The sequence below is a fragment of the Amycolatopsis sp. NPDC102389 genome, assembly GCF_044765885.1.
In the GTDB taxonomy this organism is placed as follows: domain Bacteria; phylum Actinomycetota; class Actinomycetes; order Mycobacteriales; family Pseudonocardiaceae; genus Amycolatopsis.
The window spans coordinates 1-25,009 of sequence record NZ_JBIWKX010000063.1; the positions used below are offsets into that span (position 1 = coordinate 1).

The following is a 25,009-nucleotide window of genomic DNA, read 5'->3' on the forward strand; positions in this document are numbered from 1 at the left end:
CCAGCACACCCCAGCACGCCCACGCCCACCAACAAGATCAACAAACCCCACCAAGATCACCAACAAAACCCACCGGTGGATCCAGGTTAGACGCGGCGAAGGGAGCCTTCATCCCACCATCGGCCCGCCCGAGAACACGCCACGTTTGACCTTCGGCTCAAAAATAGAACCCTGATTGCCACTCACGACCCCCCTCGCGAAACCGTGCAGACTAACCAAACCGGACACTTGTAGTTCAAAAAGTGTCCCCTGTGGACACTCATGGCACGGTCGACCCTCGTCGGTCAGCCCTTCACGGATCCGGTCAATCCACCGACGATGCACCGTTCGGCGAGGACGAGGAACGCGAGAGCGGGGATCATCGACAGGGCCGTGAAGGCGAGTACGCGGGCGGTGTCCAGGGAGCTCACCGTGTCAGTCGTCCAGGGCGTCGAGTACGCGCTTGAGGTCGACGAACTTGAAGTTCGTGGCGTCGCGACCCTCTTCACCCGGCTTGTCGTCGCCGTCCTGGACGACGAGCAGGCCGTTCGGGTACTTGCTTCCCAGTGGCTCGTTGAGGACGGCGGCACCGTCGCTTTCCTCGGTACCGTCGAGGGTCGCGGACGCGGCGGTCACCCGGAAGCCGCCTTCGTACTCGTTGTCGTCGCCGATTTCACGGTCGTAGGCGGCGAAGGTGTTGTCCCCCTGGCTCGAGGCGAGCAGGTAGCCGTCGCCGTCCTTCTGGTTGAGCAGGGTGAGCCCCTCGACGTCGGCCTTCAGGTGCTTGCCACCGTAGCCCGGGTCAGGACCGGAGACGCACTCTTCGGTCGCCTCGTCATAGGTTCCGGGAACGCCGTACTCGCGGACCTTCTCGATGAGCTTCGGAGTGCCTTCGAGGTCGGCGTCCACCCGCCAGATACCGACATCCTCCTGCCCGGCGTAGAGGGTGCCGTTCGCGGGATCGACGACCATGCCCTCGACCTGCGGCAGTTCCCCCGGCTCGGCGCACGGAGTCCACGACTTGCCGTTCGGCAGCCTGAACTCGGACGGCAGCGCGAGGGTGCGCACCTTGCGGTAGGAGACGGTTCCTCCGGCACCCGCGGTCAGCTCCAGCAGGCTGAGCGCCGTGCGTTCCCGCTGACTGACCACTGCGTACGAACGGCCGCTCGACGGGTCGGTCCACGTGGCGAGGCCGTAAGCCGTCCGCTGGTCGTTGACCTCCTCCTGCGACGAGGAGAAGATCGCCGGCGCCGAAGGATCCGTGACGTCGGTGAGCGGGGCACCGGACTTGCCACCGTCGATACGGTAGATCCGCAGCCGGTCACGGCCGCGGTCGCTGGCGACGGCCAGATCGCTCGCCCCGGATCCGACCTTCATACCGTGCACGAGGTCGACGTTGTTGAACCGGCCGGGCGCGTCGTCCGGGCCGGGCGCTTTCGGCGCCGGTATCGACTGCACTTCGCGGCCGTCGAGATCGTAGACCCGCAGGCCGCCCTCCTTGACCGTGGCGACGACGAGGCTCCGATCGGGAGCCGCCGGATTCCGCCAGATCGCCGGGTCGTCGGCGTCCGCGTTACCGCCTGCCTCGTCGTCGTACACGGCAGGGGTTTCGGTCGTCGGCTTCACGCCGGGCAGATCATCGGCCGCCACGGCCGAATGCGGTGACACCGTGGCGAACACCGTGACCAGCACGAGGCCGCCGGCGGCGACACGCGCCCTGGAGCGTAGAGCCATCGAAGATTTCCTTCCCTGGAACGATTCGGACGACCCACTATGGAGTGACCGTGTGACGAGTTACCGGCAAGTAACGGCACCGGCGGGTAGCCAGGACATGAACACGGCAGGCGAGGAGGTTTTCGCGTCAGCGCAAACGTGTTGTCCCACCGAACGGCGGAAGTCATTCTCCGACTGTGCTCAACGGATGAGCACGGAATCGAATATCGAGGAGGACTTCATGACCGGCAAGATTCTGCTTCGGGGAGCGGTCGCCGTCGCGGCACTCGGATCGGCCCTGCTCGCCCCGGCGACCGCGTCCGCCACGGCGCCCTACGAGACGCTCAACGAGGTGTGGACGAACAACCGGGACGGGCAGGCCATCTTCAAACCGCACGGCGAGCACCTCTACGCCTGTGACTGGGCGTTGGACGGCGACACGATCGTGGCGTACGCGAAGGCGAACGGAAAGGTGGTGGCGAAGGCGACCGACAACAACGGCTACCCCGACCCTTGCGGCCACACCAACTTCTCTCTCCCCGAAGGCACCCACGTCCAGATCAAGGTATGCCACAAGGAGGACGGCTACTGCACCAAGTGGAAGGACGTCCAGGACGCCTGAGCGCTCACGCCGGCAGCAGGCTGCCCATGTCGAAGTCGCAATAGTGATCCAGAAGGATCCTGCTGCCGTCGACGAATTCGATCTCGCACAGGACGAGAAACGGACCATAGGCTTCGGTCACGATGCCGAATCTGCCATCGCTTCCCCGTTTACCTTCGAATACCCTGTCGCCCCAGGACCGCCCGAGGTAGAACGACGCCGACTTCACTTCGAACGCGGACACTTTATGCCCGGTCACCCGGATGGCGACAGAGTATTTCTGCCCCGGCTGTTTGGCAGGGCCGAGGATATGCGTCAAGAAGTGGGAACGCTGTCCCGCCTTCCGTGCCGACTGGTAGGCACGGAGGAACGAGGAGTCGACTTCGGCGATCGGACTGGCCAGCCGGGTGACGGAGATCGGCACGGATGGCGCACGCCCGCCCAGCCCCTCCTGCACCTCGATCTCGACGGGATCGGCTTCCTCGTGTTCCTGCTCCACGGGCTCGTCGGCGGGTACGTCGACTTCGTCTCCGGCGGGTGGCGCCTGTGGCAGGCCGGCGGTGTTCTCCTCATAGCCGAGTTCGGCTCCGGCGATCTTCAGCCGGGTGAAGCGGACACCCAGGAGCGCGATGAGAGACGCGACCGCGCCGACTCCGGCAAGGATTCCGGCGAACGGCGCGAGATCGTTGTCCACCGTCACGACGCACCCGACGTCGGCTCTCGCGCATTGTCCGAGGGCGACCTGCTTTTGAGGCGGCGAGACGGCGATCAAGAGCGCGACGCCGAGCAGAGCGAGCCCGACGGTTCCGGCGACGAGCCGTTCGATCCAGCTGAGTGGAGCAAATCCTGGACTCACGGTGACATCGGACATGACGTCGGCGCCTCTCGTCGTCTGTTTTCCAGACTGCCTGCGGTGAAAGGGCACCGATAGAGTCTTTTGTCTCAAACGGACCGACGCCACGTTTGACTTACTTCTAAATAGCTGGCTCGAGGCCTGCCGCGACGAGGATGATGCGCGGCACCGCACCGAGAAAGGAAGCCGTGATGACCGTCGACGCGTCCCGGCCCGAAATCCGCTCGCCTGCCGGAAAATTACGCGGCAACACGGAGCAGGGCACCGCGGTCTTCCGCGGCATCCCGTTCGCCTCGCCGCCGGTCGGCGCGCTGCGGTTCGCCGCACCGCGGTCGGCACGACACTGGGACGGGGTTCGGGAGGCCGTCTCGTACGGCCCGCCACCCCCGCAGGCCGGTGCGTTCGGCATGGAGGCGCTGTCGCGGGACGCGCCGGGTGACGACTGGCTGACGATCAACGTCTGGACACCCGATCCCGGCCCGGACGCGGGACTTCCGGTCATGGTGTGGATCCAGGGCGGCGCCTACGCGATCGGCACTTCCGGCCTCCCCGAATACGATGGCCGGCGGCTCGCTCAGGACGGTGGCGTCGTGGTGGTGACGTTCAACTACCGGGTGGGCATCGAGGGCTTCGCCCAGATCGACGGTGCGCCCGCCAACCGCGGCCTGCTCGACCAGGTCGCCGCGTTGGAGTGGGTGCGCGACAACATCCGGGCCTTCGGCGGCGATCCTCGGCGCGTGACGGTCTTCGGCCAGTCTGCGGGCGGTGGATCGGTCGCCGCACTGCCGGCGATGCCGCGCGCGGCCGGGCTCTTCCACCGGGCCATCGCGCAGAGCGTGCCGGGAACGTTCTTCACGACGGCGCTCGCCGCCGACATCGCCGCGGCCTGTGCCGCCGGGCTCGGGCTGCGTCCCACCGTGGCCGATCTGTCCACAGTGGACCCGGCCTCGCTGGCCACCGCCGGCGACGCCGTCACCGCCAAGATCGGCAACTGGATACCGGCCTGGGGCCAGGCCGCGCACCGGACGATCCCGTTCGCGCCCGTCGTCGACGGGCATGTCCTGCCCAGCACCCCGTGGCAGGCCTTGGCCGAGGGAGCAGGCCAGGACATCGAGCTGCTCGTCGGCCACACCCGCGACGAGCAGCGGCTGTTCACCGCACTCGACGGCACACTCGGCCACGTGACACCTGAGCAGGCGGCGACCGCGTTGGAGGTCTTCGCTCCCGGCCCGGACGGAGCACGACGGTACCGCGACGGTTTCCCGGAAGCCGGGCCGGATGAGCTGTACGAACTGGTCAACTCCGACTGGCTGTTCCGGATGCCGACGGTCCGGCTCGCCCAGGCGCAGGCCACGGCGGGCGGCCGCGCCCACCTCTACGAGCTGACCTGGCCCGCGCCGGGGATGGGCGGTGCTTTCGGTGCCTGCCATGGCCTCGACGTGCCGCTCGTGTTCGGCAACCTCGACAGCGGACTGCCCGCCATGTTGATCGGCGAGAGCCCCTCAGCCGAGGCGACGGCGTTGTCCGCCTGGATGCGCGCGGCCTGGACGGCGTTCGCCACCCACGGTGACCCCGGCTGGCCCCCGTACGACACCGGACGACGGCTCACACAGCTCTTCGACGCCCGACCGGCCGTCACCACGTATCCGGAAGAAACCTCCCGGCTGATCTGGCACGACCACACCTTCGCCGCGCTGCCACTCATCGACCATCGGTGACGCCTGCGCCGGAAAGGGTGGTCACGCGCTCGTGCGGACGGTCGGCAGGGTGCGCGCCGCCTTGACGGCGAGCACGGTGAGCGGTGCCGCTATCGCCAGTACCGCCGTGGCCTGTCCGACGGCGATCGCGATCATGATGTCCAGTTCCGCGGTGCGAGCGGCGAACCGGAGGTAGTCCAGCAGCGTGACGACGCGCTGCCCGAGGGCGGCGAGCGCGAGCAGGGCCAGCGCCGTCGACCAGGACACGGTGGCCTTCCGCCAGCCCAGGCGAGGCACGCTCAAGTACGTGACGGCGGCGGCGAAAACCGCGACACAGACCACGCCCGGCCAGTCCACGAGTGCCGGAACAGTGACATAGGTGAGCAGCAGCGAGACCGTCAGGAGGGCGACGCCGGCGGGCAGCGCGATGAGCCACGGCCGCGCTTTCACCGGCGGGGCCTGCCGGTGGAACGCGGCCAATGCCAGCACCGGCACCGCGTCCAGCAGGAGTCCGGTGGTCCGGGACAGCCCGTACGCGCCCTCGACAGTCACGAGATCCACGCCGAAGAAGACCACGGCTTGGGCGAGCGCCAGCGCCGCGAGCAACCGCGCCGCACGCCACCGGCCGGTCACCAGGGACAGATAGGCCGCCACCCAGACCAAGCCGAGCAGCGCCCCCACGTCGACCGCCTGATCAGCGGCGACCAGGTTCGTCAACCAGGGAGACCACAGCCACGCCCCGATACCGGCCAGCGCCGCCACCGCCTGCACGAGCAACCCCACCAGCGCCAACCGCCGTACCGTCTCACCCCAGGCGAGGTAGCGGGGCGGCGCGCCGTCGCCTCCCAGCCGGAGCCGCACCGCCAGGGCGACGACGCTCGCCACTTCCGGCAGGCTCGGCCGGCCGTAATCGGCGGCGAACTCCGCGTCTTCGGCGTCTTCCGGCTGCTCGCTGAGCAGGAAGGTGGCGACCATGTCCTCCTCCCACGCCTGCCGATAGGAGCGGGGAAGCAGCCGCAGCACGCGCCGGTATCGGTCCTCCAGGCGGTTCACGCCAGGCCCCCGGCATCCGCCGGCCGCCATGCGCGCAGCCGTTCCGAGGCGGCACGGGCGTTCGAGGCCTGCCGTTGGACCTCGGCCGCGAGCGCCGTGCGCCCGTCCTCGGTCAGCCGGTAGTACCGGCGGAGCCGCCCGTTGGCGACCTCCTCGCGATCCGGCTCGACCAAGCCGTCCGCGACCAGCCGATCCAGCACGCCGTACAGCGTGCCCACCTTCAACCGCACGCGGCCGTCCGAAAGGACGCTCACCTCGCCGACGATGCCGTACCCATGACGCGGTGTGTCCACCAGCGCGGTGAGGACGAAGAACGCCTGTTCCGTCATCGTTCGACCAGCCATGGGCACAATATATCGTGAAGCGATATATTGTGCCAGCCGCGGTAGCCCGGTTCGAGTGGCACGGGAGGGGTCGCGGCCGACCGCGGCCGATGCCAAGCCCGGTCCCGTGAAGGCCTCCTTCCCTACCCTCAAGGTAGGAAAGGAGGCCTTCACGGACTACGTGATCGGCACCGCGGCCCCAGCAACACCACCAGCCCCAGCGGCGGCGGCCTGCCGGGGCACCTCTCGTGAGTGGCGTTTCGGATCAGAACCGTCCATACCACTCACGACGCCACTCGAAAATCGTACAGATGACCATCGAACGGAACTCAGACCGCCAGCAAGCGTCCTTTGTGGACACTCGAAGCAGGCGCAGGCTCACAGGAAACCGCCTAAACGACCGGGCTGCGGCGTTCCAGGAAAACGGCGTCCTGCCAGACGCCGTCGCGTCGGGCGATGCGTTCGCGGATGCCGACGGTGCGGTAGCCGGCGCTCTGGTGCAACGCGATGGAGGCGCGGTCGTCGGTGAAGATCGAGGTCTGCAAGGTCCAGATCCCGGCCGCGTCGGCTTCGGTGACCAGCTTGTACATCAAGGCCTTACCGACGCCACGGCCGCGATGGCCTTCCGCGACATGGACCGACGTCTCGGCGACTCCCCGGTAGCACTCGCGCTCCGAAACCGGAACGGCGCCCGCCCAGCCGACAACCTCGCCATCGACTTCCGCGACCCACCGGTGGCCGGTCAGCCAGTTCGTTTCGAACGTGGCGATTCCTTCGCTTTGGATGCGGCGGACCGATTCCCCATCGTCGTCGCCGAGCGCACGGACGACGACGTCTTCCGGCAGGTTCTCCGGACAGCACGGACGCGGGGCGAGCAGCCCCATCACGGCGTCGGCCGCGTGCGGTAGTCCACTGCAGCAGGCCTGGTTGATCGTCACGACCGTGGCCGTGCCCTCTTTGCGCAGGTGCAGGAAGCCGACCTCGGCCAGCTTGCGCACATGATGGGAGCACGTCGACTGGCTGGTTCCGAGGATCTCCGTGAGCGCGCCGACGGTCAGGCCGCGAGGCGAGGTCGCGACCGCGTGCAGAAGCTTGACCCGCATGGGCTCGGCCAGGCAGGCGAACCAGCCGGCGTAGGTCGCGGCTTCCTGCTCGGGCAGGAGTCCACCGTGGGGAACGGGCGCAACCATGGTCATGCCGCACAGTATCGACCAGAATCGATGGTTGCGTCAATCGATCCCGGTCGATACAGTCCCCGCATCGCTTCAATCGAGCTGGATCGATGAAAGGTGCTGGGGATGAACGAGCTGCCTGTCGTGGTGATCGGCGCGGGCCCGGTGGGGTTGGCGGCGGCCGCCGAGTTGGCGGAGCGGGGTTTCGAGCCGCTGGTGCTGGAACGCGGCCCACGGGCGGGCGCGGGGGTGGCCGAGTGGAATCACGTGAGGCTGTTCTCGCCGTGGTCCGAGCTCGTCGCCCCGGCGGCCGGACGGCTGCTGGCGGACACCGCCTGGGCGCGACCCGACGGCGACACGTATCCGACCGGTTCGGACTGGGCCGAGCGGTACCTGCGGCCCCTGGCGTCCGCGCTCGCCGAGCGGGTGCGGTTCGATGCCGAGGTGGTCGGTGTCGCGCGGCGAGGCCGCGACCGCGTCGTGGACAGCGGCCGCGACGAGGAGCCGTTCACCGTGCACGTCCGCGCCGTGGACGGTTCGGAGGAGCGCGTCGCGGCGCGGGCCGTGATCGACGCGTCCGGGACCTGGTCGACGCCGAATCCCCTTGGCGGAGAAGGACTTTCCGCCATCGGCGAGCGGGCCGCAGCAGACCGGATCTGCTACCGGGTCCCGGATCTGGGCGACCCGGCGGTGCGGGCGCGGTACGCGGGCGGGCACGTGGTGGTCGCGGGAAGCGGACACTCGGCGCTGACCGCGCTCGTCGCCTTGTCCGGCCTCGCGAATGAGGCGCCGGATACGCGGATCAGCTGGGTGCTGCGCCGCGGTTCGGTCGGGAACACCTTCGGCGGTGGCGACGCCGACCAGCTCCCGGCGCGGGGTGCGCTCGGCCTCCGGGCGCAGGCGGCGGTGCAGTCCGGGCTGATCACCGTGGTGACCGGGTTCCGCACGGAGGCGGTCGAACGCGACGACGCGGGGCGGCTCAAGTTGGTCTCCTCCGCCGGGCAACGGATCGAGCAGGTCGACGAAGTGGTGACGCTGTCCGGATTCCGGCCCGACCTGGCCTGGTTGTCGGAGCTCCGGCTGGAGCTGGACCCGACCTTGCAGGCGCCGGTCGCGCTCGCGCCGCTGATCGATCCGAACGTGCATTCCTGCGGAACCGTCTATCCGCACGGCACGAAGGAACTCGCCCATCCGGAGAAGGACTTCTACCTCGCCGGGATGAAGAGCTACGGCCGGGCACCGACGTTCCTCGCCATGACCGGCTACGAGCAGGTCCGCAGTATCGCCGCCGAACTGGCCGGCGACCACGAAGCGGCGGCACGAGTCGAGCTGCGCATGGCCGAGACCGGCGTATGCGGTGGCGCGGGGCTGTTCGACGAGCCGGACGACGCGGCGGCCGTCGGGTGCTGCGCTACGCCGGAGCCAGAGGTCCTGACGCTGTCCGCACCCTCGGCCGCGGCGCGCTGACCCGAAGTCGGTGCCGGTCGCGGGCCCCGGTCACTCCGACGGCGTTTTCGCGGTCCAGCTCTTCCGCAGCCGGAGACTCACGTACACCAGGGCCACCAGTACCGGGACCTCGATCAGCGGGCCGACCACCCCGGCGAGCGCCTGGCCCGAGGTCACGCCGAAAACGCCGATGGCGACGGCGATCGCGAGTTCGAAGTTGTTGCCCGCGGCCGTGAACGCCAGCGTCGTGGTGCGCTCGTACGACAGCCCGGACGCCTTGCCGAGCAGGTAGCCGCCGATCCACATGACCGCGAAATACGCCAGCAGCGGCAAGGCGATCCGGGCGACGTCGAGCGGCCGGGAGGTGATGTTGTCGCCTTGCAAAGCGAACAGGATCATGATGGTGAACAGCAGGCCGTAGAGCGCGACCGGGCCGATCTTCGGCAGGAACGTGCCCTCGTACCAGTCACGGCCCTTGCTCCGCTCCCCGACGCGGCGGGACAGATAACCGGCGGCGAGCGGGATCCCGAGGAAGATGACGACGCTGAACGCGATCTCCCACGGTGAGAAGTCGATGCTCGCGGTGTCGAGACCGAGCCATCCGGGCAGCAGGTCGAGGTAGAACCAGCCGAGCACGCCGAACATGATCACCTGGAACACCGAGTTCAGCGCGACCAGCACCGCCGCGGCCTCGCGATCACCGCGGGCGAGGTCGTTCCAGATGATCACCATCGCGATGCACCGGGCGAGACCGACGATGATCAGCCCGGTCCGGTATTCGGGAAGGTCCGGCAGCATCAGCCAAGCGAGCGCGAACATCAGCGCCGGGCCGAGAATCCAGTTGAGCACCAAGGAAAGCACCATCGTGCGCCGGTCCTTGGTCACCGCGCCGAGCCGGTCGTAGCGGACCTTCGCCAGCACCGGGTACATCATCAGCAACAGCCCGAGCGCGATCGGCAGCGAGACCTGTCCGATCTTCACCGCGTCCAGCACGCCCTGCAGGCCGGGGACGACGCTGCCCAGCAGCAGCCCCGCGCCCATCGCGACGATGATCCAGACGGGGAGGAATCGGTCCAGAAAGGACAGTTCATGCAGGACGTCGGCGTCGGCCGAGGTGCGGGTCTGCGTCACGCTGGGTCTCCTGGCTCCGGGAAGTCGTTCAGGCGTCGAGGATTTCGGCGACCAGGCCGCGGACGCGACGGTCGATCTCGTCCCGGATCGGACGGACGGCGTCCACCCCCTGCCCGGCCGGGTCTTCCAGCGGCCAGTCCAGGTACCGCTTGCCGGGGAACACTGGACAGGTGTCACCGCAGCCCATGGTGATCACCACGTCGGACGCCTCCACGTCCACTGTGGACAGCTTGCTCGGCACCTCGGCGGTGATGTCCAATCCCCACTCCGCGAGCGCCGCGGCCGCGGCCGGGTTCACCATGTCGGCGGGCTCCGAACCCGCGGACCGGACGGCGACACGGCCGAGCGAGTAGTGCCGCAACAACGCCGCGGCCATCTGCGAACGACCGGCGTTGTGCACACAGACGAACAACACCTCGGGTGTGCGGGTCATCGGCGGAGTCCTCTCGGCGCGACGGCGGTCGCTGGATCGAAGTCTATGAATCCAAATTCAAAGGCTTGCATCGATGTTTGTCAATCCAGCGGGTACGATCGCCGTCGAAGGTCACTCGGACCGAGGAGGGCACGTGGCGACGGAGAACGGGCGCGGCCGGAAGCCGATGCCCATCACGCTGCTGATGGCCGAGCCCGCGGCGGCCGTCGACCTGAACGAGGCCGAGCGAGCGGCGAAGTTGTTCAAGGCCCTCGCGGATCCGATCCGGATCCGGCTGCTGTCGCTGGTCCGGTATTCGCCCGGCGGCGAGGCCTGCTTCTGCGATCTCGCCGAAGAGTTCGACATGCCGCAGCCGACGCTGAGCCATCATCTCCGGGTTCTGGTCACGGCGGGAATCCTCGACCGGACTCGACGCGGCACCTGGAGCTGGTACAGCATCCTTCCCGAGCCGCTTCGATCGCTGGAGACACTTCTGCGCACCGGCGGTCCGCTGGCCGACCGGACCGCGCCGCTCTGACGAAGGAAAGGCGAACCGGTACTACGCTGGCGGATCCCTGGGCCACGCGAGGAGGCGGCGATGCGCAACGAAGCCATGCGGCGGTTGGACGTCCTGGTCGGATCGTGGCGGACGACGCTGAGCGACGCCTGGTTCCTGGAACCGGCCGACCAGGAGGTGCCGGGTTCGGCGACGGTCGAGTGGCTCGGAGAGTCGTTCGTGGTCTTTCGCTGGACGATGGGCGACGACGACGGGCAAGCCGCGAGCGAGATGGTCTTGGTGCTCGGCCGCAGCGACACCCGCGACGCCTACACGGCTCTGTACCACGATGAACGAGGCGTGTGCCGGGTCTTCAGCATGACCTTCGACGGGTCGCGGTGGAGCCTGAACAGGGAAGACCCCGACATGTTCCAACGGTTCGTCGCCGAGGTCGGGCCGGATCGGATCATCGGGCGCTGGGAGGCGTCCGAGGATCAGGGATCCACCTGGCGCAAGGATTTCGACCTCGTCTTCGAGCGGAGCTAGCGGCCCACTCGTCAGGACCGCGGGTTCACACACTCCAAGGCCACGCTCGGGCCACGAGATTCCGGGTCGTCAAGCCCGCCTTGGTCTTCGGCACGAGCAGGGCCGCGGTGAGCTTGACGGTGCGCTGTTTGGGCATGACCCGAGCGCGATGCTCGGCCTCGTACCGGCGGAAACCGGTGGCCGGTGCCGCCGCGAGCGCGGTGGCGAGGGTGTGCGCACCGGCGATCGCGAGGCTGGAGCCTTCGCCGAGAAGGGAAACACAGGAGGCCGCGTCGCCGACCAAGGCGATCCGGCCGCGGGACCATGACGGGAGATCGACCACGCTGACCGCGTCGAAGAAGACGTCGTCGGCATCCTGGAGGCGCTCGAGCAGTGCGGGCACCCGCCAGCCCATCCCCCGGTATGCCGTCGCGACGATTCGCTTGTGCTGAGCCATGTCACGGTAATCCACACCGTCGATCCGGGCACGGAAGATGAAGGCGACCCCACCCTCGTCCCGCGACGGGTGAAGGGCGACCAGCCTGCCCGGCGTGTTGTAGAGGAGTACGTCTTCGGGATGGTCGGCGGGCTCTCCGAACGAGGTCGTGGCGACGTGGATCCCGGTGGGCCGCACGAAAGAACGCTCGGGCCCGAAGCCGAGCCGCCGGACGGCGGAGTGCAGGCCGTCCGCGCCGATCACGAAGCCGAAGCGGCGTGGTGGCGCCCGGTCGAAGGTGACGTCGACGCCGTGTTCGTCCGGCCGCAGGCCGACGATGGTGTCGTCGAACAAGAACCCGGCCTCACCGCGAGCCGCCTCGTACAGCACGGTGACGAGATCGGATCGAGGGATCTCGAGCTCGTCACCTTTGGCCGCGGGCAGGCCGACGGTGGCGATCCGGCGACCGTCACCGCCGAGCAGACGGACTCTTTTCGTTCTGGTGACGACGTCCCGCAAGCGGTTCACGACACCCATCGCTTCGACGACCGGCATCGCCGGCCCGCGAACGTCGACGGGGTTGCCGCTGGAGCGCATCCCCTGGGCCCGCTCGACGACGGTCACCTCGAAGCCGTTACGCGCCAGCCAATAGGCGAGGGTCGAGCCGGCGACACCGGCACCGCAGATCAGCACGTCCTCCATACCGAGCCAAGCTATCAGCAGTGAGTGCATTTCGGCAATGACTGCAAGTTTGCACTCACTGCCGTCATGCGTATGCTGCCCTGCATGTCCCTCCGTGATCGAAAGCGAGCACGCACGCGCCAGGCATTGATCGACGCGGCGACGGAACTCTTCGAGCGCAAGGGTTACGACGAGACGACGATCGCCGACATCACGGCGGCCGCGGAGATCGGCGCGCGGACGTTCTTCAGCTATTTCGCCAGCAAGGAAGAGCTGCTGTTCCCGGACGCCGGCGAGCGCGTGCGGGCCGCGATCGACGCCATCGCCACTCGCGGACCGGCCGAAGGCCCGGCCGAGGTGCTGCTGCGAGCGCTGGGCGAGGTCACCGCCACCAGTGACGAGCTGGTCAGTCCCCTGGCGGCGCTCCGGCTCCGGATGATCCAGACCGTGCCCGCCGTCCGCGGCCGCGCGCTCCAGGAGCAGCTCGGCGCGCAACGTGAGATCGCGAAACATCTGGCGGCCGCCTTCCCCGACCGGCTCGACCCGGTCGGCGCGGCGGCACTGACCGGAGCGTTCGTCGGCGCGGTCACGGGCGCGCTCCAGGCCCTGCTCGACGACACCGACGGAACCGACCCCGCCGCACTGCGAACCGCCATGAGGACCGCCACCGAAGTGGCGCTCGCGCCGTGGCGGCGCTCGCTGTGACCCGGCCCGCCGCCGACATGGCCCGTGTCGCGAAAGCCACTTTCGCGACGTGTGACGTCTCGAAAGTGGCTTTCGCGACATGATCGCGGACGGCCGGACGGCTACGAGCCCGTCACTTCAGGCCATCGGTGTCGAAGATCCGGCGTGAGCGTTCCACCCCGTCGGGATCGGTGCCGAACGGTGTGTTCGTGTCGGGATCGTTTTCCAGCTGCGAAGCGTCGTAGACCATGGCCGACGGTGGCGGCGACTTCCACCGGCGAAGTCCGGTGCGCCAGTCGCGCACGAGATTGTGCGGCACTCCAAGGTGTTTGTGCCACAGATTCACGCGCAGCGCCATCGAGAACTGGTCGGGCCCCTCCCGCACGAACCCCCGTTCGCCGATGCCCGCCACGATCTCGGTGTCGAAGGTGAAACTGCGGTCGGTGCAGTTGGCCGAGCCGGTGATCGTGTAGGTGTCGTCGAAGATCCACGTCTTCGAGTGGACGTACTCACCCGAGAAGGGGCGGCGTGCGGGGTCCGGGCAGAGTTTGAGCGCGTACATGCTCCACCGGGAGCGGCTCGGGTCGGCGGCGAGCAGATCCCGGCGGTATTCGTTGCGGTAGATGCGCAGCTGCGGGAACTCCTCGTTGGGGATGGCGTCGGAGTTGCAGAGCAGGATCAGCAGGTGCTGGAAGCCGTCTTCCTGGACCTTCTTCACCAGTTCTTCCCGGATGATGCGACTGCTCAGGTACTGGTCTTCGAGGTAGATGGTGTGCCGCGCCTTGCGGATGCCGTCGAGGACCATGTCCAACGCCGAGTGTTCGCCCGCCGTCGCGAAGGAGTAGGCGTCCTGACGGCTGAACTTGCGCATCTCCGCGTAGGTCCGGCCGATCAGGACCAGCCGGTCCGGCACCTTCGCGCCGCGCGGCAGTGTGCAGGTGGGGACACCGGTCGCCACCGGTGGCGTGGCGGGGAAAGCGGTCCGGAACGGGTCCTTCGGGTCGGCGTGGAATTTGGCCACCTCGAGCCCGGCCGCGTCGGGATGGTCGGTCCAGCGCTCGCGGACCGTCCGCAGAACCTGCGCCGCGACCGGCCCGGTCAGCCGGACGTGGACGTCGTGCAACGGTTCGACACCCTGGTTGCTCAGGCGGGTGTTGTTGAGGTCCATGCCTCCCAGGAAGGCGATCGTCCCCGATTCCCCCACCACGACGACGATCTTCTGGTGATGCACGCCCATGCACAGCGACGTGCCGTCCGTCCTTTGTGGACCGGGCAGCTTGGCGTCCGCGATCGCGGCGCCGCGGGGCAGGCCGTTGACGAAGTCCACCCACGGCTTGTTGTCGGGAATGGGCGGCTTGACGAAGGGAGGTTTCCACGTCATGGTGCGGATCTGGGCCGGCGAGGCGGCCAGCAGGTCACTGAGCAGATAGGCGGACTTGTCCGGTGGTAGCGGCCGGTCCAGCAGCCACGTGTCCGTCGCGAGCCACCATCCCGTGACATAGATCCGATGGTCCGCGGAGGTCGCGGTCTTGATGGCCGCGGCGATGTCGTCGAAACAACAACGTCCGTGGACGTAGCCCACCACCTGCCCGGCCGAAGGCGGGAAGTGGCTGCCCGCCCTCGGTTGCCCTCGCTGGGGGCCGGGCTCCGGCCGCGGGAGCTTGGCCAGCTCGGCCGCGTCCCGCGCGCAATCGAGGGTGGGCCGTGCCGCCGGCGCCGAAGGCTTGGCCGGCGGCACGGGTTTGGCGGGCGGCACGATCCGCGGTCGCGCGGGCGGGTCGATACGGGGAGCGTCCATCGCGCGTCAGACCTGCTGGCCGGTCTTCGGGTCGTAATGGACCTCGGCGACGGCGACCTGGTCGGTCGGCACGACTTCGATCCACTGGTCGAAAACCTCGTAACCACGTTCGCTCTGCGCCTTGAAACCCTTGTCCAATGGGTCGAAACCCTTCTCGTGCACCATGTCCGGGCGCAGGTAGTTCAGCGTGACACCGGGTTCGAGCTGCTCGGTGACCACCTCCCTGCCCTCGGAATGCTTCGCCAGGACGGTGATGGCGACGTAGCGCAGGGCGTCGCGGATGGTCAGCTCGGCCGCAGTGAGATCGCGATACCGGGCGGTCAGTGCGGGATCCGTCCAGGGATGGCCCTTCAACCGCGTGAGGATCTTGTCGCTCTCCCCCGCCGCGGCGGGCTGGTAGAGGTCGTCCAGCCCCGCGGCGTTCTCGATGCTGGGATCGGCGAGCCAGTTCAGCGCGGCCAGTTCCCGGCCGGGCCGGATCGGGACGACCGCCTTGACCCAGGGCGCGTTCAGGAAGGCGTTCCGCTGGTGATCGCCGTCGAGCTGGAGGACCCAGCCGAGCGAGCTGCCCATCCGCGCGGGAGCCGAATCGCCGGTGATGAAGTAGTTGTCCGGGCGTTGCGCGTCTTCGGCGTTCGACCAGCCGACGGTGTGCTCGTCCAGCCCGGTGGGGCTGTCGCGGATGACGCGTTCGACCGCCATCCGCATGGCCGGGTCGCGTACCGGCTTCCCGTCCGGTGACTCGAGTTTCGGGTCACCCAGCCGATCGAGCTCGGGAGCGAACGTCGGATGCGCCTCGTGCAGGCGAGGACGCCACCATTCCGGCGCGACGAAATAGAGCATCGCGTCCACATCGAACAGCGAGCCGATCAGCTCGGCGAGTTTGTGCTGCATCACCGGCTGGGTCGGCTGCTTGCCGTCGACCTGCATCAGCTGTTCGAGCAGCCTGCGGTAGACGACGACGCGTTCTTCCTCGCGGAGAACGTCGTAGTCCCGGATCTGGACCTTGCTGGCCGCCCCCACCCGGTCGTGCGCGGCCTTGAGATACGCCTCGCGCTGCTTCTGGTCCAGCTCGAGATCCCGCTTGCCCGCCAGCAGTTTGTTCTGGTCGGTGACCTGCTTGCGCTTCTCCTCCGTCGGCCGGTACGTCACCGGCACGGTGAACGCGAACAATTCGTTCCGTTCGCCGTGCGACTCGTACAGGTAGACCGACAAGGCGGGCTTCCTCGGTTCCGGGATCCCTTCCGGGGCATCCGCTTTCGCCCGGTTGAGCTTGAACTTCACGGCCGCGACCTCTTTGGTCCACTTCGGATCGCCGACCCTGATCGGTTCGTAGCCGTCCCGCGGCGCCAGCTCGACGTCGACGATCCAGAAGCCCAGCCCGGAGCCGCCGACCGGGCGGACGTATCCGTTGAACGGGTAGCCGAACATGACCTTGACGTCCTCGGTGTATTCCTCCGGCGGTGGGAGCTCGTTCGCGGGGGCCACCGCGCTCGCGTCCGGCGGCGCCGCCAGGTGGACCAGTTTGGCCAGCCCGAGCGCCGCGCCCGGGTCGTCGACGAACGACTGCCAGCACAGCTGGGTACCGAGGTCCTGCACCTGGACACCGACCCGGCGCATCTTGCGGCGCAGCTCGTAGTTGATCAGTTTGTCCGTGGTGTTCGCCAGCACGTACCGGCGGCTGGAGGTGTCGGTCGTTTCGGTGACCGTGCGGAAGGTGGTCTTGAAACTGCGCTTGATCTCGGTGCTCAGCCGCTCGCTCTGCTGACGCATCTGCTTGTGCGTCTGCTCGCGGGCCTGCTTCTGGGTGTCGTTCATGTCCATCGTGGCGGTCTCGTTCGCGTCGCCCCACACCCAGCGCTGGTTCGAGGACACCGAGAACCCCAGTTTCGTACTGTGCTCGTTCTCCTCCTTGACCGCCGTGGACACCTCGTCCTCGAGCTTGTTCTCGCTCTCCCGGCGCTGGGTGATCTCCTGGCTTTCCTCGACGGTGCGCTCGACCAGGGTGCGCCGGGTATGCGCCTCGACCAGCTCGACCGAGCCCCCGGGGCTGAGCCAGACGTGCTGCACGGGCGGGCCGAGAAAGGTGTCGAATTCGAAGAAGAACTGGCGGAAGAGGTGCACGATCCCGATCGGCGAGAGGCTGACACGGTTGACCGCCTCGCCCCGGCTGAGCGTCTCCAGCGGATCGAGCAATCGCTGCAGCCCGCGGAACTGGCTCGTGTCCAGCACACCCTGCTCCGGCGGGGAGAACAGGTCGGCGAGCGTCGGCACGAGACCTTGCTCGGCGAGATAGTTCAGGAGCCCCGCGACCATCGACTCCTTCGCCCCCATCTTCTGGACGAGCGCCTTGCGTTTCTCCGGGTCGCTTTCCACGGCTCCGGCTCGGCGGAACACCTCGGTGGCGACCTGGGAGCCGAGCAGGGTGTCCAGGTTCTCGCGCTTCAGCATCGGCGACCAGGTCGCGGGGTCGCGGAGGTTCTTCCCCTTGACCTGCGCCTGGATCAGATCGGCCAGTACCGAGATGATCAGCGGGCTGTACAACCGGTCCGCGGGAGTCCCACCGGTCTTCAGGATGAGCGAGTCGGCGGGCGCGGCGGCGTCTTCGAGACCGATCCCGCCTGGCACGTACACCGCCTGCGGCGCGATGGCCTGCGAAACGGTCGCGAGCAAGGCGTCATCGGCCCGTTTGAGCCCTTGGACGAACCGCGCGACGGTGCGCTGGGAACGCCACCCGAGCAACGGCTGGATCAGGCCGAATGACTCGCTCGCGTAAGGCAGAGTGCCGGCGAACTCCTTGAGCGGCCTGCCGGTCGTCACCCTCCGCTGCCCGGACGGCCCCGGCAAGGTCTGCACCGGCGCGCTCGGCCCGCCCGGTGTGACGGCGAACGGAAGCACGGTCCACGGGCGGCCGGCGCCGCTCGCGCCGACCAGGAACAGCTCCCGGTCGATCTTGGCCGCCGGAGCGACGAACGAGATCGTCTGAGTGCTGCTCAGGGAGTTGATCACCTTGCCCGCGTACTGACGGCTGCCGCCCGCCTCCCGTTCGAGAAAGGCGCCGTTGAGCGCTTGAACGTCCGGATAGTGCCGGGGGTCCTGCAGATCGATGTCCGTAGGCAGCGCGAGAGCGATCCGCTGCCCGGTGTCGATGCCGGTGGGCGGCGTCGCCTGCAGGGTGTAGGTCCAGAGCCGGTAGTACGAGTCCGGCTCGGCCGGGTTCAGCGGAGTCGTCCCGGTGAAGGTCACAGTCAACGCCACGGCGGTTCGCTCCTCGTTCCTGTGCGTGAAAGAGATTTCGATCGTCACGCCGTGAACGCCGGGCCGGAATGTGCGCGGGGTTGGACTAAAGGGCACTCTTCCCCACGCGGAAGCGCAGATGAGTGGCGACCCCCGTGGCGGGTTCGCCCTCCGGGATCAGGTCGCCGAGGTGCCCGGCGAACAGGCCGGTCCCCTGTCCCAGCACCACGGGGGCGAGGTGGAGGTGGACCTCGTCGAGCAGGCCCGCGTCGAGCAGCTGCCCGGCGATGTCCGCGCCCATCACCAGGACGTCCTTGTCCCCTGCCGCGTCCTTGGCGCGCCGGACCGCTGCCTCCAGGCCGTCGAAGGCGAACGTCCCGCCGTTGTCGCCGCGGAAGTCTTCCCTGGTCCGATGAGTGACCACGAAGCTCGGTACGCCGGGCCACGGCGTCCCGCCCCACGGCCGCAGGCCGAGTTCGAAGGTGCGCCGCCCGATGACGGTGGCCCCGACGATCGCGTTCACCTCCTCGAAGGCACGGGCGTCCGGCCCCTCGCCGGCCATCCACTCGTGCAGCCGTTCACCGCCGTCCCCCATCGGCTCCTCGGCTCGCACGTTCGGCCCGGCGGTGAAACCGTCCAGCGACATCGACACGTCCAGCACCACCTTGCTCATCGCAAGGCCTCCTTCGCCTCCGTAGCGCCGCTGTCCGGGCGCTTTCACGGGAGAGTCGGAGCCGATCCGGCCGCCTCGACATCGGTGATTGCGCGATCCGGCCGGCGCGGTCTATCTTCCTACGTGTTCGAATAACGTCTCGAACTGTCCGACTATCGGACACCTCGCCTGAACCGGCCGACGACGAGGAGCAACAGTGACGAACGTGCCCGCCTCGCCCGAAACGGCCGATCCGAGGTCTCGCGATGTCAGCCGGTCGGCGTTCCGGCGGGTGCTGGCGGGCAGTACCGCGGGCGCCGTGCTCGAGTGGTACGACTTCGCGCTCTACGGCATCCTGGCCGCCACCGTGCTCGGCCCGCTGTTCTTCCCGGGCGGCGACGGGTTCGCCCAGCTGCTGCTCGCGCTGGCGACGCAGGGGCTCGGCTTCGTCGCCCGCCCGATCGGCGGCATCGTCTTCGGGCATCTCGGCGATCGCCTCGGGCGCAAACCCATGCTGGTGACCACTTTCCTGCTGCTCGGGTTGTCGACCTCGGCGATCGGGCTGCTCCCCACCTATTCGCAGGTCGGGATCGGTGCGACGATCTCGCTCGTCGTGCTCAGGCTGATCCAGGGGTTCGCCCTCGGCGGCGAGTTCGGCGCGGCGGTGCTGATGGTCAGCGAATACGGGAGCCCGAAACGGCGAGGTTTCTGGTCGGCGTGGCCGCAGGCGGGAGCGCCGCTGGGCACGGTGCTGGCCACGGCCGTGGTCGGCGGGATCGCGTTGGTCCTCCCCGGCGGCGCCTTCGACCAGTGGGGTTGGCGGGTCGGGTTCCTGTTCGCGGTCCCACTCCTGGTCATCGGTTTCTGGATCCGGCGGCGTATCGACGAATCCCCGGTGTTCCAGGAAGCACAGGCACGGGCCACGGCCTCGGCGGACGCCGTCCGGGAGCGGTCGAGCATCCTCGAAACGCTCGCCCATCCCGGTCCCGTCCTGCGCGGCCTCGGGGTGCGGCTGGGCGAAAACGTCGCCTTCTACGTCTACACCGTCTTTGTGGTCGCTTATGCCACGAAGACCTTCGGCTACGACAAATCCGACGTGCTCCTCGCCGTCGCCGTCGGATCGCTGCTGCAATTCGCGGGCATGCTGGCGGGCGGCCATTGGTCCGACCGCGTCGGACGGCGCACCGCGATGCTGGTCCCCGCGCTCGGCCTCGCCGTCTGGGCGCCGGTCTTCTTCGCGGTCGTCCAGGCCGACAATCTGCCTCTGCTCTATCTCGGCGTCGGCGTCGGTGCGGCCCTGCACGGACTCCTCGCCGGACCCGAAGCCGCTTGGATCGCCGAGCTGTTCCCGACGCGCCGCCGTTTCGCCGGGGCTTCCCTGGTGTTCCAGGGATCTTCGATCATCGCCGGCGCGCCGGCGCCCCTCATCGCCGTGTGGCTGGCCGAAAAACAGGGCCCCACCGCGGTCGTGCTGTACCTCGTGGGCACGATCGCCGTCACGCTGGTGGCGCTGCTCCTCAGCACCGAAACGCGTGGAGCGGACCTGAACGCCGACGCCCGAGGCGCTGTCCCGTAAGTCCACAAAGGACACAAGCAGGCGGCCCGAGGTCCGCTTGATGCGTATATGTACGGTTTTCACGTGAGGTCGTGAGTGGCAAGTGGGGTTCTATTGAGGGGTAAGTCAAATATGGCGTGCCGCGCGCCCTTTGTGGCCCGGGTCCGCACTGACCGACGAGGGCCGATCGCGCGATGAATGTCCACGGAGGACACTTTTCGGGCTGCCAGTGTCCGATTTGGGGACTTTGCGCATCTTCGCGCGGAGGTCGTGAGTGGCAAGTGGGGTTCTAACCCCACTTGCCACTCACGACCCCACGGAAAACCGGTCATGCGAGCATCAAACGGGCATTCGGTCGCCAGCAACAGTCCCATGTGGACACTCAAGGTGCGGCAGTGCGCCGTCGGCGCCCGTGCCTCGCGCCGAAGGCCTCCTTGCTCGCGATCTCACCACGACACGTTTGACTTTTGGCTCAATAGAACCCTCAACGCCACTCACGACCCCGGCCAGAGGGCGTACATATAGATATAAATCGGACATCGCATGGTCGGAAAGTGTCCCTTGTGGACATTCAGCGACGCTTAGATGTCAGCGAAGAGGGCCCACGTCACGTTTCCTCGTCCCCAGATGCCAGTGGCTCCGACCAGCAGCTATGCGACTTTTCCGGGACCCTGCCTCTGGCGCGTGCATGACGACCGAGGCCTAGGGAGGGCGGTCAACGTCGGATGAGGCCCAGGTCGGTCGCGGTGGCGACGGCGGCCGTGCGTGAGTCGACGCCGAGTTTGGTGTAGCTGCGGGCCAGGTGGGATTTCACGGTGCCTTCGGTCAAGTGGAGCCGCTCCGCGATGGCCCGGTTGGACAGGCCGTCGGCGACCAGCATCAGGACTTCGATCTCGCGCAGCGTCAGTGCGGTGGTGGGCATCCGCATCCGGTTCATGAGCCGGTCGGCGACGGTCGGGGCGAGCGTGGTGCGTCCGGCGGCGGCGGTGCGCACGGCTGCCGCCAGTTCCTCAGGAGGGGCGTCCTTGAGGAGATAGCCGGTGGCGCCCGCTTCGATGGCGGGCAGCGTGTCGGCGTCGGTGTCGTAGGTGGTGACGATCAGGACGCGCGGAGCGTCCGGCCGCGCCGTGATCACCGCGGTGGCTTCGGCGCCGGTCATGCCGGGGCCGAAGCGCAGATCCATCAGCACGACGTCGATGTCGCCTTCGGCCGCGCGGGCCACCGCTTCCTCCGCGGTGGCGGCTTCGGCCGAGACGACGAGACCGGGTTCGGTTTCCAGCAGGGCGCGGAGGCCCGCCCGGACGATCGGATGATCGTCGGCCAGCAGGAGCCGGATCGGGGGTGCGGTCACGGACGTTCCTTGGATTCGACGGGCAGCCGCACGGACAACTCCGTGCCGTGGCCGGGGGAGGACTCGACGGCGAGGGTGCCATCCAGGGCTTCGGCTCGGGTGCGCATCGCGGTCAGGCCGAAGCCGCTGTGTTCCGGGTCGAAGCCGACGCCGTCGTCGACGACGTCGAGGGTGACGTGCTCGTCGAGGTAGCACAAGGTGACGTCGGCGGTGGACGCGCCGGAGTGGCGGACGGTGTTCGCGAGGGCCGCCTGGCCGATGCGCAGCAGGGCGACCTCGTACGCGGTCGGCAGGGGAGCGGGACTACCGGTGAGCCGGAAACGCGCGGCGATCCGGTGCCGGGCGCTCGTGGTGGCGCACAGCCGTTCCAGCGCGTCGACGAGCGTGGTGTCGTCGAGCGCGGGCGGTGACAGGGCGACGACGAAGCGGCGAGCCTCGGCCAGGTTGTCGGCGGCCGCTTGCCGGGCCTGTTCGACGTAGCGGGCGGCGTTCCCCGCGGTGTCGGGCAGCGTCCTTTCCGCGGCACGCAACAAGAGTTGGATGCTCGAGAGTCCTTGGGCGAGGGTGTCGTGGATCTCGTGGGCCAGCCGTTCCCGCTCGGCGAGCACTCCCGCCGCGTGCTGGGCTTCGGCGAGATCGGCGCGGGTGGCGGTGAGCTCCTCGATCAGGTTCCGGCGCCGTTCGCTTTCGCGGTACAGCGCCTGGTAACCCCAGACGACGGCGACCGCGACGGCCGCGCCCAACGCCGGGCCGATCGCCGCCGCCGGGACGAAGGAACCCTGGTGGGCGGCGAACGCGATGATCGCCGCCAGCGCGGTCGCGATCACCGCGAGCAGGCCTTGGCGGCGCGGCAGCAGATGCAACTGCAGGAAGTACAGCGGGAAGGCGACCCAGACGCCGTCGGCGGTCAGCACCAGGAGGACCAGCCACACGAGGCCCACCGCGATGAGCCACCACAGGGCGGCCTGCCGAGACGTCCTGACTCGCGGTAGGAGCGGGCCGGCCGCGTACACGAGCGCGCACGTCAACGCCGCCGCGACGACCGCCCCCGCGTCGGACGAGCCGTCCGCCATCGCACGGACGGCCGCGAGTGCGAGCAGGGCGATGAGCAGCAGGTGCAGACACCAGGTCAGCACCCTGCTGGTCGGGGTCAAAGCGGGAGCGGTGGTCACAATGCGTCCAGATTACGGAGCGGGACCGGCGGGCGCCTCTATCCAAAGGTAGAGGCGGCGTGCCGTCTTCCGGCGCTCGAAGTGCCATCTCAGGCCAGATGTCGTCGAGGCCGACGGCGGCGATCGTGGAGAGGTAACCAGCCCACCCGCCCGAGAGGACAGACCGAAACCGTGTTCGTCGCCTGGAGAGATCTGAGATTCGCCAAAGGGCGGTTCGCCCTGATGGGGGCCGTGGTCGTGCTGATCACCCTGCTGGTCGGCCTGTTGTCCGGGCTCACCGCGGGGCTGGGTGAGCAGAACACCTCCGCGATCACCGGCCTGCCCGCCGACAAGATCGTCTTCGCCGCGCCTGGTGACGGACAGAGCCTGTCCTACGCCAATTCCGCGATCACCGAGACGCAGCGGCGGCAGTGGGCCGAAACCCCGGGCGTCACCGGTGCCGAACCGCTCGGCATCTCCACCACCAAGGCCACCGCGGGGAACCGCAGCGCCGGGATCTCCGTCTTCGGCGTCCGGTCCGGTTCGCCGCTCGCCCCGGACAGTGGAAAGATCACCGGCGACTCGGTGGTGCTGTCGACGCCCGCCGCCGACGATCTGGACGTCCGCCCCGGGGACACCGTCGCCGTCGCCGGGCGACCGCTGACGGTCTCCGCCGTGACGGGGGACGCCTGGTTCAGCCACACCCCGGTGGTGTGGGCCGGTCTCGAAGTCTGGGCGAAGACCGTGCCGCCCGCGGGCGGCGAGCCGAGCGCGACGGTGCTCGCGCTGACCACCACGGCCGGCGCCGATCTCGCGACCACCGACCTCGCCGCCGGCACGAAGACGCTCTCCAAGAGCGACTCGCTGTCCGCGATCGGCTCCTACACGTCGGAAAACGGTTCCCTGCAACTGATGCGCGGTTTCCTGTTCGCCATCTCCGCCCTCGTGATCGGCGCCTTCTTCACCGTCTGGACCATCCAGCGCAGCGGCGACATCGCCGTCCTCAAGGCGCTGGGGGCGAGCACGCCGTTCCTGCTGAAGGACGCGCTCGGCCAGGCTGTCGTCCTTCTCGTCGGCGGCACCGCCGTCGGAACCGGGCTGGCCGTCGGCCTCGGCGCGGTCGTCGCCGGATCCGCCGTGCCCTTCCTGCTGACTCCGGCCACCGTGCTGGTCCCGGCCGCCGTGATGATCCTGCTCGGCGCTCTCGGGGCCGCGCTTTCCGTCCGCCGCATCACTTCCGTCGACCCGCTGACCGCGCTGGGGAGTGCCCGATGAGCCTGAACCTGACCGGCGTCACCCTCACCTATCCCGACGGCGACTCCCGCCTCACCGCACTCGACGACGTCACGCTGGATGTTCCGCCGGGAACGATCACCGCGGTCGCCGGGCCCTCCGGCTCCGGCAAGTCCAGCCTGCTCGCCGTCGCCGCCACCCTCATCGCTCCGGACCACGGGACCGTCACCATCGACGGCACCGAGACCACCGGGCTGACCCGCGGCGAACTCGCCGGGCTGCGCCGCCGCAAGATCGGGATCGTCTTCCAGCAGCCCAATCTGCTGCCTGCCCTCACCGCCGCCGAACAACTCCAGGTCATGGCCCGGATCGACGGCAGGTCCCCGGCCGGAGCACGTGACGTGGCCATGGACCTGCTCGACGCCGTCGGGCTCGGGCCGCAGGCAGGACGTCGCCCGCATCAGCTCTCCGGTGGTCAACGGCAACGGGTGAACATCGCCCGCGCCTTGATGAACGAGCCCACCGTGCTGCTGATCGACGAACCGACGAGCGCTCTCGACCATGACCGCGGCGCCGCGGTCATCGACCTGATCACGCGGCTGACCCGTCAGCGGGCCACCGCCACCGTCCTGGTCACCCACGACCGCGCCCATCTCACCGCGGTGGACCGGATCGTCGAAGTCCATGATGGACGGTTGAGCAGTCCGGAAGCGGCACGTCTTCAGTCCAGTTAGCGAACCGAAGTGCATGAAGGCCCCCATACATTCGGCTTAAGCAAGGTAAGGGGCCCTAAAGAAAATAGAGCGGGAACGTGGAATTAGGTAGCCCAG

The 25,009-nt window shown here is 68.6% G+C and carries 23 protein-coding genes; 9 read left to right on the forward strand and 14 right to left on the reverse strand.

Annotated elements, in window-relative coordinates; genetic code table 11:
* Nucleotides 1-284: 284 nt before the first annotated feature.
* Nucleotides 285-410 carry a hypothetical protein gene (locus ACIRGA_RS34325; protein WP_400949313.1) on the reverse strand — a complete coding sequence of 42 codons (126 nt, stop codon included), beginning with the start codon at nt 408-410 and terminating at the stop codon, nt 285-287.
* A gap of 4 nt (nt 411-414) precedes the next feature.
* Nucleotides 415-1,713 carry a phytase gene (locus ACIRGA_RS34330; protein WP_400949316.1) on the reverse strand — a complete coding sequence of 433 codons (1,299 nt, stop codon included), beginning with the start codon at nt 1,711-1,713 and terminating at the stop codon, nt 415-417.
* Nucleotides 1,714-1,933: 220 nt separating this feature from the next.
* Here ACIRGA_RS34330 and ACIRGA_RS34335 point away from each other — a divergent pair, with 220 nt between their 5' ends.
* Nucleotides 1,934-2,314 (forward strand): hypothetical protein, encoded by a 381-nt coding sequence (locus ACIRGA_RS34335; RefSeq protein ID WP_400949318.1) that lies wholly within the window; start codon nt 1,934-1,936, stop codon nt 2,312-2,314.
* A 4-nt stretch (nt 2,315-2,318) separates the two neighbouring features.
* Here ACIRGA_RS34335 and ACIRGA_RS34340 read toward each other — a convergent pair whose 3' ends face one another.
* Complete coding sequence (locus tag ACIRGA_RS34340) at nt 2,319-3,218, reverse strand: pYEATS domain-containing protein (RefSeq protein WP_400949320.1); 900 nt, start codon at nt 3,216-3,218, stop codon at nt 2,319-2,321.
* 119 nt (nt 3,219-3,337) lie between these two features.
* Between ACIRGA_RS34340 and ACIRGA_RS34345 the strand changes: the two genes are divergently transcribed.
* Nucleotides 3,338-4,864, forward strand: coding sequence for a carboxylesterase/lipase family protein (locus ACIRGA_RS34345; RefSeq protein ID WP_400949323.1), 1,527 nt, complete (start codon nt 3,338-3,340; stop codon nt 4,862-4,864).
* Nucleotides 4,865-4,885: 21 nt separating this feature from the next.
* Here the strand turns inward: ACIRGA_RS34345 and ACIRGA_RS34350 are convergent, their stop codons facing one another.
* The 3 genes from ACIRGA_RS34350 to ACIRGA_RS34360 all read right to left on the reverse strand — a co-directional run bounded on the left by ACIRGA_RS34350 (nt 4,886) and on the right by ACIRGA_RS34360 (nt 7,415).
* The gene (locus tag ACIRGA_RS34350) at nt 4,886-5,896 is read right to left on the reverse strand and encodes a hypothetical protein (RefSeq protein WP_400949325.1); all 1,011 of its coding nucleotides are present in this window, start codon (nt 5,894-5,896) and stop codon (nt 4,886-4,888) included.
* Nucleotides 5,893-6,240 carry a PadR family transcriptional regulator gene (locus ACIRGA_RS34355; RefSeq protein WP_400949327.1) on the reverse strand — a complete coding sequence of 116 codons (348 nt, stop codon included), beginning with the start codon at nt 6,238-6,240 and terminating at the stop codon, nt 5,893-5,895. The genes ACIRGA_RS34350 and ACIRGA_RS34355 overlap by 4 nt, the downstream gene beginning before the upstream one ends.
* A gap of 371 nt (nt 6,241-6,611) precedes the next feature.
* The gene (locus tag ACIRGA_RS34360) at nt 6,612-7,415 is read right to left on the reverse strand and encodes a helix-turn-helix domain-containing GNAT family N-acetyltransferase (RefSeq protein ID WP_400949330.1); all 804 of its coding nucleotides are present in this window, start codon (nt 7,413-7,415) and stop codon (nt 6,612-6,614) included.
* Between the two features lie 102 nt (nt 7,416-7,517).
* Between ACIRGA_RS34360 and ACIRGA_RS34365 the strand changes: the two genes are divergently transcribed.
* Nucleotides 7,518-8,858 (forward strand): FAD-dependent oxidoreductase, encoded by a 1,341-nt coding sequence (locus tag ACIRGA_RS34365; protein WP_400949333.1) that lies wholly within the window; start codon nt 7,518-7,520, stop codon nt 8,856-8,858.
* Nucleotides 8,859-8,888: 30 nt separating this feature from the next.
* Here the strand turns inward: ACIRGA_RS34365 and arsB are convergent, their stop codons facing one another.
* On the reverse strand, nt 8,889-9,968 hold the full coding sequence (gene arsB / locus ACIRGA_RS34370) for an ACR3 family arsenite efflux transporter (RefSeq protein WP_400949335.1): 1,080 nt from the start codon (nt 9,966-9,968) through the stop codon (nt 8,889-8,891).
* A gap of 28 nt (nt 9,969-9,996) precedes the next feature.
* The gene (locus tag ACIRGA_RS34375) at nt 9,997-10,401 is read right to left on the reverse strand and encodes an arsenate reductase ArsC (RefSeq protein WP_400949337.1); all 405 of its coding nucleotides are present in this window, start codon (nt 10,399-10,401) and stop codon (nt 9,997-9,999) included.
* A gap of 133 nt (nt 10,402-10,534) precedes the next feature.
* Here ACIRGA_RS34375 and ACIRGA_RS34380 point away from each other — a divergent pair, with 133 nt between their 5' ends.
* On the forward strand, nt 10,535-10,918 hold the full coding sequence (locus ACIRGA_RS34380; RefSeq protein WP_400949340.1) for an ArsR/SmtB family transcription factor: 384 nt from the start codon (nt 10,535-10,537) through the stop codon (nt 10,916-10,918).
* A 60-nt stretch (nt 10,919-10,978) separates the two neighbouring features.
* Nucleotides 10,979-11,422: a hypothetical protein gene (locus tag ACIRGA_RS34385; protein ID WP_400949343.1), complete on the forward strand. Its 444-nt coding sequence runs from the start codon at nt 10,979-10,981 to the stop codon at nt 11,420-11,422.
* A 25-nt stretch (nt 11,423-11,447) separates the two neighbouring features.
* Here ACIRGA_RS34385 and ACIRGA_RS34390 read toward each other — a convergent pair whose 3' ends face one another.
* Complete coding sequence (locus ACIRGA_RS34390) at nt 11,448-12,539, reverse strand: FAD-dependent oxidoreductase (protein ID WP_400949345.1); 1,092 nt, start codon at nt 12,537-12,539, stop codon at nt 11,448-11,450.
* Nucleotides 12,540-12,623: 84 nt separating this feature from the next.
* On the opposite strand from ACIRGA_RS34390, the gene ACIRGA_RS34395 reads away from it, so the two are divergent.
* Nucleotides 12,624-13,223, forward strand: a complete 600-nt coding sequence (locus ACIRGA_RS34395; RefSeq protein ID WP_400949348.1) for a TetR/AcrR family transcriptional regulator — start codon at nt 12,624-12,626, stop codon at nt 13,221-13,223.
* A 112-nt stretch (nt 13,224-13,335) separates the two neighbouring features.
* On the opposite strand, the gene ACIRGA_RS34400 is transcribed toward ACIRGA_RS34395, so the two are convergent.
* From ACIRGA_RS34400 to ACIRGA_RS34410, 3 genes are all read right to left on the reverse strand, one after another.
* Complete coding sequence (locus ACIRGA_RS34400) at nt 13,336-15,000, reverse strand: phospholipase D-like domain-containing protein (RefSeq protein WP_400949350.1); 1,665 nt, start codon at nt 14,998-15,000, stop codon at nt 13,336-13,338.
* A 6-nt stretch (nt 15,001-15,006) separates the two neighbouring features.
* Nucleotides 15,007-18,258, reverse strand: a complete 3,252-nt coding sequence (locus tag ACIRGA_RS34405; RefSeq protein ID WP_400949353.1) for a hypothetical protein — start codon at nt 18,256-18,258, stop codon at nt 15,007-15,009.
* 85 nt (nt 18,259-18,343) lie between these two features.
* The gene (locus tag ACIRGA_RS34410) at nt 18,344-18,910 is read right to left on the reverse strand and encodes a dihydrofolate reductase family protein (RefSeq protein WP_400949355.1); all 567 of its coding nucleotides are present in this window, start codon (nt 18,908-18,910) and stop codon (nt 18,344-18,346) included.
* A gap of 196 nt (nt 18,911-19,106) precedes the next feature.
* Between ACIRGA_RS34410 and ACIRGA_RS34415 the strand changes: the two genes are divergently transcribed.
* Nucleotides 19,107-20,465 (forward strand): MFS transporter, encoded by a 1,359-nt coding sequence (locus ACIRGA_RS34415; RefSeq protein WP_400949358.1) that lies wholly within the window; start codon nt 19,107-19,109, stop codon nt 20,463-20,465.
* A 694-nt stretch (nt 20,466-21,159) separates the two neighbouring features.
* Here the strand turns inward: ACIRGA_RS34415 and ACIRGA_RS34420 are convergent.
* Complete coding sequence (locus tag ACIRGA_RS34420; RefSeq protein ID WP_400949361.1) at nt 21,160-21,795, reverse strand: response regulator; 636 nt, start codon at nt 21,793-21,795, stop codon at nt 21,160-21,162.
* Nucleotides 21,792-22,967, reverse strand: coding sequence for a sensor histidine kinase (locus tag ACIRGA_RS34425; RefSeq protein ID WP_400949364.1), 1,176 nt, complete (start codon nt 22,965-22,967; stop codon nt 21,792-21,794). Before ACIRGA_RS34425 ends, ACIRGA_RS34420 begins: the two co-directional genes overlap by 4 nt.
* A gap of 171 nt (nt 22,968-23,138) precedes the next feature.
* On the opposite strand from ACIRGA_RS34425, the gene ACIRGA_RS34430 reads away from it, so the two are divergent.
* Both ACIRGA_RS34430 and ACIRGA_RS34435 read left to right on the forward strand, forming a co-directional pair.
* A complete protein-coding gene (locus ACIRGA_RS34430) occupies nt 23,139-24,221 on the forward strand; it encodes an ABC transporter permease (RefSeq protein ID WP_400949367.1) in 1,083 nt (360 codons plus the stop codon).
* On the forward strand, nt 24,218-24,913 hold the full coding sequence (locus tag ACIRGA_RS34435) for an ABC transporter ATP-binding protein (RefSeq protein ID WP_400949369.1): 696 nt from the start codon (nt 24,218-24,220) through the stop codon (nt 24,911-24,913). Before ACIRGA_RS34430 ends, ACIRGA_RS34435 begins: the two co-directional genes overlap by 4 nt.
* Nucleotides 24,914-25,009 lie beyond the last annotated feature (96 nt).

Bases quoted from the DNA above. Each gene is read 5' to 3' on its own strand.
- ACIRGA_RS34330 (WP_400949316.1), bottom strand. From the start codon at position 1,713: ATGGCTCTACGCTCCAGGGCGCGTGTCGCCGCCGGCGGCCTCGTGCTG.
- ACIRGA_RS34335 (WP_400949318.1), top strand. From the start codon at position 1,934: ATGACCGGCAAGATTCTGCTTCGGGGAGCGGTCGCCGTCGCGGCACTC.
- ACIRGA_RS34345 (WP_400949323.1), top strand. From the start codon at position 3,338: ATGACCGTCGACGCGTCCCGGCCCGAAATCCGCTCGCCTGCCGGAAAA.
- ACIRGA_RS34355 (WP_400949327.1), bottom strand. From the start codon at position 6,240: ATGGCTGGTCGAACGATGACGGAACAGGCGTTCTTCGTCCTCACCGCG.
- ACIRGA_RS34360 (WP_400949330.1), bottom strand. From the start codon at position 7,415: ATGACCATGGTTGCGCCCGTTCCCCACGGTGGACTCCTGCCCGAGCAG.
- ACIRGA_RS34365 (WP_400949333.1), top strand. From the start codon at position 7,518: ATGAACGAGCTGCCTGTCGTGGTGATCGGCGCGGGCCCGGTGGGGTTG.
- ACIRGA_RS34375 (WP_400949337.1), bottom strand. From the start codon at position 10,401: ATGACCCGCACACCCGAGGTGTTGTTCGTCTGTGTGCACAACGCCGGT.
- ACIRGA_RS34385 (WP_400949343.1), top strand. From the start codon at position 10,979: ATGCGCAACGAAGCCATGCGGCGGTTGGACGTCCTGGTCGGATCGTGG.
- ACIRGA_RS34390 (WP_400949345.1), bottom strand. From the start codon at position 12,539: ATGGAGGACGTGCTGATCTGCGGTGCCGGTGTCGCCGGCTCGACCCTC.
- ACIRGA_RS34395 (WP_400949348.1), top strand. From the start codon at position 12,624: ATGTCCCTCCGTGATCGAAAGCGAGCACGCACGCGCCAGGCATTGATC.
- ACIRGA_RS34400 (WP_400949350.1), bottom strand. From the start codon at position 15,000: ATGGACGCTCCCCGTATCGACCCGCCCGCGCGACCGCGGATCGTGCCG.
- ACIRGA_RS34410 (WP_400949355.1), bottom strand. From the start codon at position 18,910: ATGAGCAAGGTGGTGCTGGACGTGTCGATGTCGCTGGACGGTTTCACC.
- ACIRGA_RS34435 (WP_400949369.1), top strand. From the start codon at position 24,218: ATGAGCCTGAACCTGACCGGCGTCACCCTCACCTATCCCGACGGCGAC.